The 13,177-nt window shown below is 72.8% G+C and carries 12 protein-coding genes; 8 read left to right on the plus strand and 4 right to left on the minus strand.

The window, feature by feature from the left end:
• From B7P34_RS12660 to B7P34_RS12675, 4 genes are all read right to left on the minus strand, one after another.
• Nucleotides 1-1,884: an ABC transporter ATP-binding protein gene (locus B7P34_RS12660; protein WP_106675959.1), complete on the minus strand. Its 1,884-nt coding sequence runs from the start codon at nucleotides 1,882-1,884 to the stop codon at nucleotides 1-3.
• Entirely contained in the window at nucleotides 1,881-2,435 is a 555-nt protein-coding gene (locus B7P34_RS12665) for a TlpA family protein disulfide reductase (RefSeq protein ID WP_106675960.1), read from the minus strand. Before B7P34_RS12665 ends, B7P34_RS12660 begins: the two co-directional genes overlap by 4 nt.
• 122 nt (nucleotides 2,436-2,557) lie before the next feature.
• Nucleotides 2,558-3,172, minus strand: coding sequence for a MauE/DoxX family redox-associated membrane protein (locus B7P34_RS12670; RefSeq protein WP_223267787.1), 615 nt, complete (start codon nucleotides 3,170-3,172; stop codon nucleotides 2,558-2,560).
• 72 nt (nucleotides 3,173-3,244) lie between these two features.
• On the minus strand, nucleotides 3,245-3,442 hold the full coding sequence (locus B7P34_RS12675; RefSeq protein WP_106675962.1) for a hypothetical protein: 198 nt from the start codon (nucleotides 3,440-3,442) through the stop codon (nucleotides 3,245-3,247).
• Nucleotides 3,443-4,382: 940 nt separating this feature from the next.
• On the opposite strand from B7P34_RS12675, the gene B7P34_RS12680 reads away from it, so the two are divergent.
• The 8 genes from B7P34_RS12680 (at nucleotide 4,383) to B7P34_RS12715 (ending at nucleotide 13,177) form a co-directional block, all read left to right on the plus strand.
• Nucleotides 4,383-5,075, plus strand: coding sequence for a glycoside hydrolase (locus B7P34_RS12680; protein WP_106675963.1), 693 nt, complete (start codon nucleotides 4,383-4,385; stop codon nucleotides 5,073-5,075).
• A 286-nt stretch (nucleotides 5,076-5,361) separates the two neighbouring features.
• Entirely contained in the window at nucleotides 5,362-6,387 is a 1,026-nt protein-coding gene (argC, locus tag B7P34_RS12685) for an N-acetyl-gamma-glutamyl-phosphate reductase (protein ID WP_106675964.1), read from the plus strand.
• A 94-nt stretch (nucleotides 6,388-6,481) separates the two neighbouring features.
• Nucleotides 6,482-7,633 carry a bifunctional glutamate N-acetyltransferase/amino-acid acetyltransferase ArgJ gene (gene argJ, locus B7P34_RS12690; RefSeq protein WP_106675965.1) on the plus strand — a complete coding sequence of 384 codons (1,152 nt, stop codon included), beginning with the start codon at nucleotides 6,482-6,484 and terminating at the stop codon, nucleotides 7,631-7,633.
• Nucleotides 7,630-8,583: an acetylglutamate kinase gene (gene argB, locus B7P34_RS12695; protein ID WP_106675966.1), complete on the plus strand. Its 954-nt coding sequence runs from the start codon at nucleotides 7,630-7,632 to the stop codon at nucleotides 8,581-8,583. The genes argJ and argB overlap by 4 nt, the downstream gene beginning before the upstream one ends.
• Nucleotides 8,580-9,797 carry an acetylornithine transaminase gene (locus B7P34_RS12700; protein WP_106675967.1) on the plus strand — a complete coding sequence of 406 codons (1,218 nt, stop codon included), beginning with the start codon at nucleotides 8,580-8,582 and terminating at the stop codon, nucleotides 9,795-9,797. Before argB ends, B7P34_RS12700 begins: the two co-directional genes overlap by 4 nt.
• An 82-nt stretch (nucleotides 9,798-9,879) precedes the next feature.
• Nucleotides 9,880-11,301, plus strand: a complete 1,422-nt coding sequence (locus B7P34_RS12705; RefSeq protein ID WP_106675968.1) for a lysine N(6)-hydroxylase/L-ornithine N(5)-oxygenase family protein — start codon at nucleotides 9,880-9,882, stop codon at nucleotides 11,299-11,301.
• Nucleotides 11,302-11,898: 597 nt separating this feature from the next.
• Nucleotides 11,899-12,141 carry a phosphopantetheine-binding protein gene (locus B7P34_RS12710; RefSeq protein ID WP_106675969.1) on the plus strand — a complete coding sequence of 81 codons (243 nt, stop codon included), beginning with the start codon at nucleotides 11,899-11,901 and terminating at the stop codon, nucleotides 12,139-12,141.
• 49 nt (nucleotides 12,142-12,190) lie between these two features.
• Complete coding sequence (locus B7P34_RS12715; RefSeq protein ID WP_106675970.1) at nucleotides 12,191-13,177, plus strand: ABC transporter substrate-binding protein; 987 nt, start codon at nucleotides 12,191-12,193, stop codon at nucleotides 13,175-13,177.

Here is a 13,177-nt window from a genome sequence, read left to right on the forward strand (position 1 = left end):
TCACCGGGGCTCTCCCGTGAACGCGGGCGCGTCCGCGGGCCCGCCGGCGGGGCCGGCCGTGCCGGCCTCCCCGCCGGCCCGGTAGCCGGTGGCCTGGAGGGCGAACAGGCGGGCGTAGCGGCCGCCGGAGCCGATGAGCTCGGCGTGCGGGCCCTGTTCGACGACGCGGCCGTCCTCCAGGACGGCGATGACGTCCGCGTCGCGCACCGCTCCGAGCCGGTGGGAGATGAGGAGGCTGGTCCGCTCGCCGCGGTGCTGCCGCAGCGCGGTGTGGATCTCGTGTTCCGCCTCGGCGTCGAGCCCGGCCGAGGGCTCGTCGAGGATCATCAGGTCGCGCCGGTCCCGGAGGAAGGCGCGGGCGAGCGCGAGCCGCTGCCGCTGGCCGCCGGAGAGGACCACCCCGGTCTCCGGGTTGTCCTTGTCGGACTCCATGAAGAACCTCCGCGACAGCAGCGTGTCGTACCCGTGGGGCAGGGCGGCGACCTTGGCGTGGATGCCGGCGCGCTCGGCCGCCGCCTCGACGCGCGGGCGGTCGGTGAGCGCGCTGAGGTCGCCGAGGGCGATGTTCTCCGCGGCCGTCATGTCGTAGTGCATGTAGTCCTGGAAGACCGCGCCGATGCGCCGCCGCAGCGCGGCGACGTCGACGGTGCGGATGTCCACGCCGTCCCACAGGATCGCGCCGCGCTCGGGATCGTAGAAGCGGCACAGCAGCTTCACCAGGGTGGACTTGCCGGCGCCGTTCAGCCCGACCAGGGCGAGCGCCTGGCCGTGGTGCAGGCGCAGGCAGGCGCCGCGCAGCACCCACGGGTGCCCGGGGGAATAGCGGAACCACACGTCGCGCAGTTCGATGCCGCGGGCCAGCGGCGGCAGCGCGGCGGGCGCGGCGGGCACGGGCAGGTCCGGCCCGGCGCGCGTGACCGCGAGGTAGTGGTCGAACATCAGCAGGGCCTGGTGGGAGCGGGCCACCTCGCTCGCCAGCGTCGCCAGCGCGCCCTGGATGCCGGCGACCGCGGCCACGAACATGACGACGTCACCGGCCGACAGGGTGCCGGTGTGCGCGGCGCCCACCGCCCACAGCAGGCCGCCGCCCGAGACGAGCGCGGCCAGCAGCCCGAGCCCCGACTGGACGAGGGCCTCCCGCCGGTCGACCGCGCGCTTCGCCGCGTCGGCCGTGCGCCGGTCGGCCAGCATCCGCCCGCGCAGGAACGCGCCGGTGCCGAACAGCCGGATCTCCTTGGCCGCTTCGACGCTCGACAGCAGCTCGCTGTAGAACATCTGCCGCCGCTCCACGGGCCCGATGTCCCAGAGCGTGCGCGCCTTGCGGCGCGCCATGGCGACCTCGGACACCAGGGTCGGCACGGCGGCGCCCAGCACCAGGGCGGTCATCCACGGGCTGAGCAGCGACAGGGAGCCGAGGAAGCCGCCGATGGTGACGGCGCTGCGGGCGATGCCGACGGCGCCGTCGACGGCCTGGTTGGGCATGCCGCCGCCGGAGCTCTGCGCGAGCCGGAGCCGGTCCAGGAAGCGCGGGTCCTCGAAGCGCCCCAGGCCGTTGAAGCCCTCCACGGCCGTGAACAGCCGGTCGTCGGCGAGGAGCCCGACCCTGCGGTCGAGTTCGCGCCGCAGGTACTGGCTGCCCTGCGGCGCCACGGCGATGACGACCCCGGCCGCGGCGAGCCCGGCGCCCGGGCCGGCGAGCGCCCCGAAAGAGGCGCCCGAGCCCAGCCCGTCGAGCAGCAGCTTGGTCAGCCAGGCGGTGACCACGGGCAGGGCGCCGGCCACCAGGGTCAGTGCCAGGTAGCACCCGAGTGCCGCGGGCGCCGCGCTCGCGACCAGCGCCGCGGCCGCGGCGGTGCGCCGGGCGGTGGCCGGGAGCCCGCTCATGCCGCCACGACGGGCGCGTCCAGGTTCACGCTGTTGCGCGCGATCACGGGCCTGCCCGCGCCGTCCGTCGTGACCTGCAGCAGCGTTGGGAAGCCGAAGACCTGGAAGGCGTCGGTCAGGGCCAGGTCGGCGTCCTGCACCACGACGCGGGCGACGGAAGTCAGCCCCGCCACCTGACCCTTGGCCCGGTCGGGAGTGCCGACCACCACGGCCAGCACCTGCTTCCGGCCGCCGGGCACCGTCCGCGCGTATTCCGCGAACTTCGGCAGCATCTCGTGGCACGGGCCGCAGCTGGGGGAGAAGAACGCCACCAGGGTGTCGCCGGACAGCGACGCGCGGGTCAGCACCTCGCCGTCGACGGAGACGGCGCTGAACTCGCCGACCTCCTCGCCCACCTTGATGACGGGCGGTCTGCCGGGCGGCGAGCCCTCGGCCGCCTTGGCCAGCAGTGCGGTGTGGTCCCGCAACCGCTTGATCACCCCCAGGGTGAGGATCAGGTCCAGCGTGCAGAGCAGTCCCACCAGGACCACCGCCGCGATCAGGACGGGCATGGGAGTCGTCTCCTCCGGGTTTCGCTCGGGTTCACTGGGATTCGCTCGGATTTCACTCGGTTTCGTCCAGGTTTACTGGGATTAGCTGGCGTTCACTCGGGTTTGCTCGGGTCCGCGTTCGCTCAGGTTCCGTACGGGCGCGTGCCCGTCTCGACCGGCCGGAACAGGTCGAGGATGTCGTCGAGCGCGGCGACCAGCGCGCCCAGGAGCAGGCCGCCGAGCACGGCGACGGCCACCCCGCCCGGGGTGGCCGTGCCGCCGGCGGACACGGCCGCGGCGCCGGTGACCGCCGCGGCCGTGAGCACCAGGTTGCGGACGATGTGCCTCGGGCCGAGAGGGGCCTGCGAGGCGCCGAAACACCGGCACGGCGTCCGCACGCCGCGCCGCACGGAGAGCGCGATGCCGGCGGTGAAGACCGCCAGCAGGCCAGCCGCGATCGCCAGCCCGACGACCGTGGCGGCCGGCACGGGCACGGCGAGGCAGACGCACACCGCGCCTTCGGCCGCCACCACGGTCCGCGCCACCGACCGGGCCGAGCGGAAGGGCACGACCTGCATGCCCGCCACCGAGGACACGAACCGGTCGAAGGCTCTTCGCCCGGTCACCTTCCCGGCCGACGAGGCGAGGAACACCGCGCCGATCAGGCACTGGATTCCGATGGCCAGACAGCCCATCCGGTTCTCCTCCTCCAGCGGTCGCGTGACGTCCGGTGGTTGCGTGACGTCCGGCGGTTGCATGACGCGCCCGGTCGGGGCGTTCTTACGGGGTCGCTAGCTGGTGCGCTCAGTTCTCGTGATCACTGATGGTCACTAGCACTGGCAGACGATGGTCGGGCAGCCGTTGGAGTTGCAGCAGGCCCAACAGGGGGCGTTGTAGCCGCACTTACCGCTGCACTGCCAGCAGGCGGGGTAGTTGCCGCAGGACAGGAGCTCCGCGGCGGCCGCGTCGATCTCGGGCACGAACTTCCCGAGAAGGCGGCTGCCCAGCTCCGTGAACTTCGCGTACATCGGCACGCTCCTCACGTGGTCGGAACGGGTGGATCTGGTGAATCCGGTGAACCGGGCCGGCATCCGGTGCTCACGCCGGTCGAGTCTCACGGCGCCGCGGCGGCCCGGATAGCGCGGTTTCCGGTCGAGAGGGCGGACAGGAGGGGGCGCGGGGGCCGGTCCGCGGGTGGCGGGAAGCGGCCCTTGCGGGGTGCGGCGGGCGAGGGGTGCGGGAGTGCGGCCGTGGGGCGGGCGGCGGTGCGGGTCCCCGCCCGGCACTGCGCGGACCGGCGGATTCCTCAGCCGAAGGTGAACCCGTGCCTCCGTACGGTCGCGAGGCCCGCGCACTGGCCAGGCCGGGGGCCGTCGTGCTTCTCGCCACCGCTGCAGAACGGGTGGAGGAACGATGGAGGTGCTTTCCGGCCGGTGGTTCCCCGGCCGCGCGCAAGGGGCCGACGGCATGGTTCCGTTTCGGGGCGGAGCATGGTAAAGCCCTGCGCCCAGAGGCCGTTCAGGACTTCGTGGCCGCCCTCGTCGTGCGCGGGGCGTCCGGCGGCGGGCGGCATGTCGACGTCCGGCAGCCGTTCCTCGTAGGCCGTGCGGGTTTGTTGCGAGCATGTGGCGGCTGCGTTACGGACGCACGTGCCGTTGTCATGCCCTGGTGCGACGACTTCCGCCCGCGGGGCCGGATGCGCGTCGGCCGGTTCTGACCGCACCGCCGTAGCGGAGATCCACGTGCCGCGACACTGCAGTGCCGTATGGGCGAGAGGCGCACTCGTGTGTGAACCGGCTCGGCCGGGGTAGGAGTTGGCTCATGGGGAGAGCCTTCCGGAGAGTCACTCGTGCTGCTGCCGCACTCGCCCTCGCCTGCGCGGGAACCTTCGCTGCCGCATCGCCGGCGCCCGCAGCCCCGAGCGCGGTGACCGCCGCTCCGAGCGCGGTGGCCGCGGGCAGTTGCAGCATGGACACCGCCGCCCGTGGCGTCGCCACCGCCGCGGCGGGAAGCCCGGTCTCCGTGCCGCGCGCGGACGGCCGGGTCGATCAGTTCCAGGTGTTCTACGACTCCTCCGCGACGCAAGGGCTGCCGTTCGTGTGGCACCGGGCCCAGGCGGCGCCCGGCGGGTCCTACGGCGACTGGGAGCGCGTCAGCGCGGGCACGGTCGGCCCCAAAGCGAGCTTCGTGACCGCCGTGGAGAACGCCGCGGGCGGACTGGAGGTCTTCTGGCTCGACCACGGCGGCTTCTGCCGCTCCGTGCAGGGGCCGGCGGGCGGGGCCTGGTCAGCCCCGGAGGACTTCGGTCTCCAGCCGTCGCCGTACCACGGCTTCCTCGTCCTGTTCAAAAGGTCGAACGGGACCCTCATAGCCATGGCGTCGTCCAGCAAGCCGGACCGTTCCATGGAGTCGCGCACCCAGCTGAGCTCCGACGGCGTCTGGCGCCCCGCGGCCGCCATGGGCAAGGTTCCCGACCCGTACGCGGGCCTGAGTCAGCCGGCCACCGTGACCGAACTGCCCGACCGGCGGCTCAAGGTGACGGCCCGGGAGTGGAACCGCGACCGCTACTGGCAGATCACCGAGGCCGCGCCCGACGACGGCGTGCCGAGCGGCTGGTGGCCCGAGCAGTGGCAGCTGTGCGCGACGCCCCAGTGCGCGTGACGGGCCGGAAGTCTCCGTGACAGGCGGGAAGTGTCCCCGCCGCACCCTTGCGCGATCTCGTCCGGGAGACGAGTCGATCTTCTCACCCGAGGCAGGTTAGGTTAGCCTAAGCTAAGTCCCGCCTCGGGTGTCGTGACGCACTCCCCGTGACCGCCCTGCCCCCTGCAGGGCGGTGGTAGTGCTGCGCGGAATCCGACGCCGGCCTCGGCCTTTCTCCGGCGGACGGACGCGCGCGCTCTCGCGCCGGTCCGGCCTGCCCCGGCACGGAACGACGCAAGGACGGAACATGGTGCGCACAGCAGTGGCAGGCGCGAGTGGATACGCGGGCGGTGAGTTGCTGAGGCTGCTGCTGGGGCATCCCGGCGTCGAGATCGGCGCGGTGACCGCCGCCTCCAACGCCGGCCGGCCGGTGACCGCCCTCCAGCCCCACCTCGCCCCGCTGGCCGGACGGGTCTTCGAAGAGACCACCCCGCAGGTTCTCGCCGGGCATGACGTGGTGTTCCTGGCGTTGCCGCACGGTCAGTCGGCGGCGGTGGCTGCTGAGTTGGGTGAGGGCACGCTGGTGGTGGACTGTGGTGCGGATTTCCGGTTGAAGGACGCGGGGGAGTGGGAGCGGTTCTACGGGTCGGCGCATGCGGGGACGTGGCCGTACGGTCTGCCTGAGTTGCCGGGTGGCCGGGAGGCGTTGAAGGGTGCGCGGCGGATCGCCGTGCCCGGGTGCTATCCGACCGCGGTGTCCCTGGCGCTGGCCCCGGCTTATGGGGCGGGGCTGGCGGAGCCGGAGGCGGTGGTCGTGGCCGCGTCGGGGACGTCGGGCGCGGGCAAGGCGGCCAAGCCGCACCTGCTGGGCTCCGAGGTCATGGGCTCCGCCAGCGCTTACGGCGTGGGCGGCACCCACCGCCACACGCCCGAGATCGCCCAGAACCTCTCGGCCATCGCCGGCCGCCCCGTCAAGGTCTCGTTCACCCCCGTCCTCGTCCCGATGCCGCGCGGCATCCTCGCCACGTGCTCGGCCCCCGCCCTGCCCGGAGTGACCGCCGACGCGCTCCGCTCCGCCTACGAAAAGGCCTACGCGGACGAGCCCTTCGTCCAGCTCCTGCCCGCGGGGCAACAGCCTTCGACCGGCGCCGTGACGGGGTCGAACACTGTCCACGTACAGGTGGCGCTGGATGAGGTGGCCGGGCGGATCGTCGTGGTGAGTGCGATCGACAACCTCACCAAGGGCACGGCCGGTGGTGCGGTGCAGAGCATGAACATCGCCCTCGGGCTCCCAGAGGGCCTGGGGCTGGCGGTCACGGGGGTGGCGCCGTGAGCGTCCGCCGGGTCCTCGCGACCCTCCTGGCACGGCTGGTCCCGTGCGACACGCACGAGAAGACGATGAGTAAGCGGGCGAAGGAAGAGATGCAGTGAGCGTCACGGCAGCAAAAGGGTTCGAAGCGGCGGGAGTTGCTGCGGGAATCAAAGTGAGCGGGAGCGAAGACCTCGCCCTCGTCGTGAACCGCGGGCCGCGTCTGGCCGCTGCGGGCGTCTTCACCGCCAACCGCGTCAAGGCGGCCCCCGTCCAGTGGTCGGAGCAGGTGCTGAGAAGCGGCCGGGTGTCGGCCGTGGTCCTCAACTCCGGTGGTGCCAACGCCTGTACCGGTCCCGAGGGTTTTCAGGACACGCACGCGACCGCGGAGAAGGCGGCGGAGGTGCTGGGGCACAGTGCCGGGGAGATCGCGATCGCTTCTACCGGTCTGATCGGGGTGCGGTTGCCGATGGACAAGCTGCTTCCCGGTATTGAGAAGGCTGCGGCCGGGCTCTCCGCGCACGGGGGTGAGAAGGCGGCCATTGCGATCAAGACGACCGACACCGTTCACAAGACTGCTGTGGTTCAGGGCGACGGGTGGGCGGTGGGCGGGATGGCCAAGGGTGCGGGCATGCTCGCTCCGGGTCTGGCCACCATGCTCGTCGTCCTGACCACTGACGCCGACATCGACACCGCGGGCCTCGACAGCGCACTGCGCGCCGCCACCCGGTCGACGTTCGACCGGGTGGACTCCGACGGCTGCATGTCGACCAATGACACGGTCCTGCTGCTGGCCTCCGGCGCCTCCGGCATCACTCCCGGCCTGGAGGTTTTCGCGGAGGCGGTGCGGGAGGTGTGCGACGACCTGGCGCGTCAGCTGATCGGTGATGCCGAGGGGGCGAGCAAGGACATCCGGATCGAGGTGATCAACGCCGCCAGCGAGGACGACGCGGTGGAGGTCGGGCGCTCCATCGCCCGTAACAACCTCCTCAAGTGCGCCCTGCACGGTGAGGACCCGAACTGGGGCCGTGTGCTGTCGGCCATCGGCACCACGTCCGCGGCCTTCGACCCCGACAGGCTCAATGTGGCCATCAACGGTGTGTGGGTCTGCCGCAACGGCTCCGTCGGCGACGACCGCGACCTCGTCGACATGCGCTACCGCGACGTGCACATCGTCGCCGACCTCGCGGCCGGCACCCGGACGGCGACCGTCCGGACCAACGACCTCACCGCCGACTACGTCCACGAGAACAGCGCGTACTCCTCATGAACATCATGACCAGCAAAGCCCGTACCGTCATCGAAGCGCTGCCCTGGCTCCGGCGCTTCCACGGCAAGACCGTCGTCATCAAGTTCGGCGGCAACGCCATGGTCGACGAGGACCTCAAAGCCGCCTTCGCCCAGGACGTCGTCTCCCTGCGGTACGCGGGGCTGCGCCCCGTGGTCGTGCACGGCGGCGGCCCGCAGATCAGTGCCCAACTCGGCCGGATGGGCATCGCGTCGGAGTTCAAGGCCGGCCTGCGCGTCACCACGCCCGAGGCCATGGACGTCGTCCGCATGGTCCTCGCCGGGCAGGTGCAGCGCGAACTCGTGGGCCTGATCAACCGTCACGGGCCGTTCGCCGTCGGGCTGACGGGTGAGGACGCCCACACCATGACCGCCGTGCGGAGGACGGCCGAGGTGGACGGCGAACCCGTGGACATCGGGCTGGTCGGCGACATCGCGGAGGTGGACCCGGAGACCCTGGAGGCGCTGCTCGGCTGCGGCCGCATCCCCGTCGTCTCGCCCGTCGCGCGCGGCGCCGGCGGCGAGATCTACAACATCAACGCCGACCTGGCCGCGGCGGCCCTCGCCGTGGCCCTGCGCGCCGAGAAGCTGATCGTCCTCACTGACGTCGAGGGCCTCTACGCGGACTGGCCGCACAGCACGGACGTCATCCGCAGCCTGACCACGAGTCAGCTGCAGGCGCTGCTGCCCGGACTGGCGAGCGGCATGGTGCCGAAGATGGAGGGCTGCCTGCGGGCGGTCCGCGCGGGCGTGGGCACGGCGCACGTCCTGGACGGGCGGGTCCCGCACTCCCTGCTGCTGGAGGTCTTCACGGGCGAGGGCGTCGGCACGGCCGTCGTCCCGGACCCCGCTGTCGTCCCGGATCCCGCTGTCGTCCCGGACCCGGCCGGGTTCCCGGATCCGGCCGTCCTCCCCGAGCGGGTGCCCGCATGAGCGCACGACAGGACCCGGGAGCGGCCGGGCGCGGTGGCGCCGCCCTGAGGGAACGCTGGCGGGGCGCGCTGATGGACACGTACGGCACGCCACCGCTGGCGCTGGTGCGCGGCGAAGGGGCGACAGTCCAGGACGCGGACGGCCGCACGTACCTCGACCTCGTCGGCGGGATCGCCGTCAACGCCCTCGGCCACGCCCACCCCGCGGTCGTCCGGGCGGTCTCGGAGCAGGTCGCCACCCTCGGGCACGTGTCCAACCTCTACGCGGCCGAGCCGCCCGTACGGCTGGCCGAGCGGCTGCTGGAACTGTCCGGCCGCGACGGGCGGGTGTTCTTCTCCAACTCGGGCGCGGAGGCCGTCGAAGCGGCCTTCAAGATCGCGCGACGGACCGGGCGCACCCGCATGGTGGCCGCGGCCGGCGGCTTCCACGGCCGCACGATGGGCGCGCTCGCCCTCACCGGCCGGCCCGCCAAGCAGGACCCCTTCCTGCCGCTGCCCGGCGAGGTGACGCACGTGCCGTACGGGGACGTGGCGGCGCTGCGGGCCGCGGTGGACGGGCGGACGGCCGCGGTCGTCCTGGAACCCGTACAGGGCGAGAACGGGGTGGTGCCCGCGCCGCCGGGCTATCTGCGGGCGGCCCGGGAGATCACCGGGGCCGCCGGGGCGCTGCTCGTCCTGGACGAGGTCCAGACGGGCATCGGGCGGACCGGGCACTGGTTCGCCCACGAGGCCGCGGGGGTGGAACCGGACGTCGTGACCCTCGCGAAGGGGCTCGGCGGCGGACTGCCCATCGGGGCGACGGTCGCCTTCGGGCGTGCCGCCGGGCTGCTGACGCCCGGTCAGCACGGCTCCACGTTCGGCGGCAACCCGGTGGCGTGCGCGGCCGCGCTGGCCGTCCTCGCGACGATCGAGGCCGGCGGCCTGCTGGGGCACGTCCGGCGCGTGGGGGAGCGGCTGCGGGCCGGGATCGGCGCCACGGGTCATCCGCTGCTGCGCGAGGTGCGGGGAGCGGGGCTGCTGCTGGGCGTGGTCCTCGCCGCGCCGGTGGCCGCGCGTGCTCAGCAAGCCGCTCTGGAGGCGGGCTTCCTGGTGAACGCGGCGGCTCCGGACGTGCTGCGGCTCGCTCCTCCGCTCGTCCTGCGCGAGGAGCAAGCCGACGCGTTCGTACGGGAGTTGCCGCGGATCCTGGACGCCGCCGGAACTGAGGGAACTTGACAGTCCACCTGGCTGAAAAGTTAGGTTAGGCTAACCTAAGCATTCACGTTCTTGGGCTGTCCGCAGCCACGAAAGGATGAGCATGTCGGTACGGCGCGGGGACTCCGCACACACGGGGTGCGGCCCCATCGAGGACCTGGTCGGCATAGGCTTCGGCCCCGCCAACCTGGCCCTCGCCATCGCGATCGACGACCACAACCGCCGCAACCCCGGCAGCGAGATCCACGCGGGATTCCTGGAGCGCCAGGAGAGCTTCGGCTGGCACCGCGGCATGCTCATCGAGGGCGCCACCATGCAGGTGTCCTTCCTCAAGGACCTCGTCACCATGCGGGACCCCGGCAGCCGCTTCTCCTTCCTGCACTACCTGCAGGAGCACGGCCGGCTCGCCGACTTCATCAACCAGAAGACGTTCTTCCCCACACGGGTCGAGTTCCACGACTACTTCGACTGGTGCGCCGCCGAGTTCGCCTCCGCCGTGGACTACGGCCGGGCCGCCGTCGGCCTGCGGCCCGTACGGGACGACGACGGCGTCACCGAGTACCTGGACGTCGTCTCCCGCTCCGTGCGCGACCCGGCCGGCGAGAGCGTCCGCCGCACGCGCAACGTCGTCCTCGGCACGGGCCTCACCCCGCGCCTCCCCGACGGCGTCACCGCCGGGCCGCACGTGTGGCACAACCGCGACCTGCTCTTCCGCGCGGCCGGCCTCACCGGCACGCCGCACCGCCGCTTCGTCGTCGTCGGCGCCGGCCAGTCCGCCGCCGAGAGCGCCGAATACCTCCACCGCACCTTCCCCGACGCCGAGGTCTGCGCCGTCTTCTCGCGCTACGGCTACAGCCCCGCCGACGACAGCCCCTACGCCAACCGCATCTTCGACCCCGCCGCCGTCGACCACTTCTACGACGCCCCCGAGGACGTCAAGCAGGCCCTCCTCGGCTACCACGCCAACACCAACTACTCCGTGGTCGACGGAGAGCTCATCGAGCAGCTCTACCGCACCGCGTACCAGGAGAAGGTCCAGGGCCGCGAACGGCTGCGCATCCTCAACACCAGCCGGCTCACCGCCGTCGAGGGCGTTCCCGGCGGGGCCCGCGCCGTGATCCGCTCCCTCGCTACGGGCGAGGATCTCACTCTCGACTGCGACGCCGTCGTCCTCGCCACCGGCTACCGGCCCGCCGACCCGGGCGAACTCCTCGGCGACCTCGCCGGAGAATGTCTGACGGATGGTCAGGGGCGGCTCCGCATCGACCGCGACCACCGCGTGCTGACCACCGGGCGCGTCCGCGCCGGCATCTACCTCCAGGGCGGCGGCACCGAGCACACGCACGGCATCACCTCGACCCTGCTCTCCACGCTCGCGGTCCGTTCGGGGGAGATCTGCGACTCGCTGGTCCTCGGGCGCACGGAACGGGACGTCCTCGCGGACGGCGGTGCCGGTGTCCTGGCGGACGAGGGTTCCCGGGCGGCCGGGGCGTCCGCCGGCGAATTGGCGGTCCAACTCGGCTGAGGCGCGGGATCGGTGCGGCCCGTGGAGGCGGTGCGGCCCGGCAGTCGGGGCCGTCCCCTATCCGGCCCCGCCGGCCCGGGCGGCCCGGCCGCGGCATCCGACTCCGCCGCAACGCTGATCAGCCTGCGCTGCGCGGACCGGCGGTGCCGGACCGGCGAGGCCGGACGGCCGGTGCAGGCCGGGCACCGCCGGGATCCGCCGTCGTGGTCGCGCGCCGCTGCGGCGGAGGGAATGCCGGGGTGGCTCCGAATCACCTGTCCGCTCGCTTGCACTCGGGGGCGGCCGGGAGCCCCGGCGTCGACCGCGGCCACCGGGACGACCGCCCAGGGAATGCCGGTGCCGCGCCGAATCACCTGCCCGCCCGCCTGCCTGGGCCCGGGGCGCCCGGGAGTTCCCGGCGCCGACCGCGGCCGCCGGCCGACCGCCCTGCTCCACCCCCGCCGAACCCGTCCGCTCCCCCCACCCGCGCTGAACCGGCTGACGTCGCCCCGACCGCCCCGACCGCCCCGGCCCTCCCCAAGCCGTACCCCCTCCGCGAAGCCGCCCGTACGCCCGCCGTCCCTCCTCCTGCCTTCCTGTCTTCCCGAAGGGATCCCCATGCCGTCCCCCACCTCCTCCCTCACCCTCGACGCCGTCCTGCTGGACGTCGCCGCCGTGCTCGGCGAGGAGCCCGCCGACGTGTCCGTCGACGAGAACCTGCAGGACCTCGGCCTCGACTCCATCCGCGTCATGACCCTCGTCGAGCGGTGGCGCGCCGCCGGCAACCACGTCGAGTTCGCCGAGCTCATCGAGGCCACCCCCACCATCCGCGGCTGGCACGCGCACCTGACCGCCTCCTGAACCGCCCCCTCCCACCCCTTCACCCCCCCGCACCACCCCGAGGAGAGTCATGAACACCCGTGCCGCCCGCGGCCGTACCGCCGCCGCACTCGCCGGCGCCGCCGCCCTGCTGACCCTGACCGCGTGTGGCGGGAGCGGCTCGGGCGGCTCCGAGGCCGGGGGCGGCAAGGACGGGAAGGGCGCCGGGGGGCGGGTGATCGAGGCGAGCAACGGCAAGGTCGACGTGCCCGCCGGCGCCAAGCGCATCGTCAGCATCTCCTACGCCACGGGCGCGCTCCTCGACCTCGGTGTCGAGCCCGTCGGCACCAGCGCCCTCGACGAGAACAACCCCGTCGAGCTGCTGCCCTCGCAGACCGAGCGGGCCAAGAAGATCACCTCGATCGGCTCGGGCATCGAGACCAACATCGAGAAGGTCGCCTCCCTCAAGCCCGACCTGATCGTCGTCGAGGGCGCCGCCGCCTTCGACTGGAACGTCAAGAAGCTCGAAGGCATCGCGCCCACCCTCTACTTCGGCATCAAGACCCCCGCCGACCTGCTCGACGCGCAGGAGAAGATCGCCCGGGCCGTGGGCAAGGAGGACGTCTTCACCAAGCTGAAGACCGACTACCGGCAGAAGGCCGACCGGATCAGGAACACGTACGGCGACAAGCTCAAGAACGTGAACTGGGCCGTCGCCTCCTCCTACGGCAACGGCGAGTTCATCGTCGACACCCGCACCTCGTGGGTCGGCCGCGTCCTCGCCGACGCCGGCGCCAAGTTCGCCAAGGCGTCCGACGACGGCAAGGAGCACGAGGTGACGTACTCCCAGGAGAAGATCGACGCCCTGTCGGACGCCGACGTGATCCTCGTGCCGCGCACCTTCGCCACCGGCGAGGTGCCCAAGGAGGTCAAGGAGCTCCAGGACAAGCCCTCCTGGAAGCTGCTGAAGGCCTCCAAGGACAACCACGTCCTGCCGGTCACCTACGCCACCACCGACCGCTACGGCACGTCCATCGACGTCCTCGGCCAGATCGAGACGATCCTCAAGGGCCTGTAG

Origin of the sequence: Streptosporangium nondiastaticum, from assembly GCF_003011965.1 — a bacterium.
GTDB classification, from domain to species: domain Bacteria; phylum Actinomycetota; class Actinomycetes; order Streptomycetales; family Streptomycetaceae; genus Streptomyces; species Streptomyces nondiastaticus.

What these genes read in the sequence shown, in the direction of transcription:
- B7P34_RS12660 (WP_106675959.1), bottom strand. Translation starts at nt 1,884, where the DNA reads ATGAGCGGGCTCCCGGCCACCGCCCGGCGCACCGCCGCGGCCGCGGCG.
- B7P34_RS12670 (WP_223267787.1), bottom strand. Translation starts at nt 3,172, where the DNA reads ATGCAACCGCCGGACGTCACGCAACCACCGGACGTCACGCGACCGCTG.
- B7P34_RS12700 (WP_106675967.1), top strand. Translation starts at nt 8,580, where the DNA reads ATGAGCGCACGACAGGACCCGGGAGCGGCCGGGCGCGGTGGCGCCGCC.
- B7P34_RS12715 (WP_106675970.1), top strand. Translation starts at nt 12,191, where the DNA reads ATGAACACCCGTGCCGCCCGCGGCCGTACCGCCGCCGCACTCGCCGGC.
- B7P34_RS12665 (WP_106675960.1), bottom strand. Translation starts at nt 2,435, where the DNA reads ATGCCCGTCCTGATCGCGGCGGTGGTCCTGGTGGGACTGCTCTGCACG.
- argB (WP_106675966.1), top strand. Translation starts at nt 7,630, where the DNA reads ATGAACATCATGACCAGCAAAGCCCGTACCGTCATCGAAGCGCTGCCC.
- B7P34_RS12680 (WP_106675963.1), top strand. Translation starts at nt 4,383, where the DNA reads ATGGACACCGCCGCCCGTGGCGTCGCCACCGCCGCGGCGGGAAGCCCG.
- argC (WP_106675964.1), top strand. Translation starts at nt 5,362, where the DNA reads ATGGTGCGCACAGCAGTGGCAGGCGCGAGTGGATACGCGGGCGGTGAG.
- B7P34_RS12710 (WP_106675969.1), top strand. Translation starts at nt 11,899, where the DNA reads ATGCCGTCCCCCACCTCCTCCCTCACCCTCGACGCCGTCCTGCTGGAC.
- B7P34_RS12675 (WP_106675962.1), bottom strand. Translation starts at nt 3,442, where the DNA reads ATGTACGCGAAGTTCACGGAGCTGGGCAGCCGCCTTCTCGGGAAGTTC.
- B7P34_RS12705 (WP_106675968.1), top strand. Translation starts at nt 9,880, where the DNA reads ATGTCGGTACGGCGCGGGGACTCCGCACACACGGGGTGCGGCCCCATC.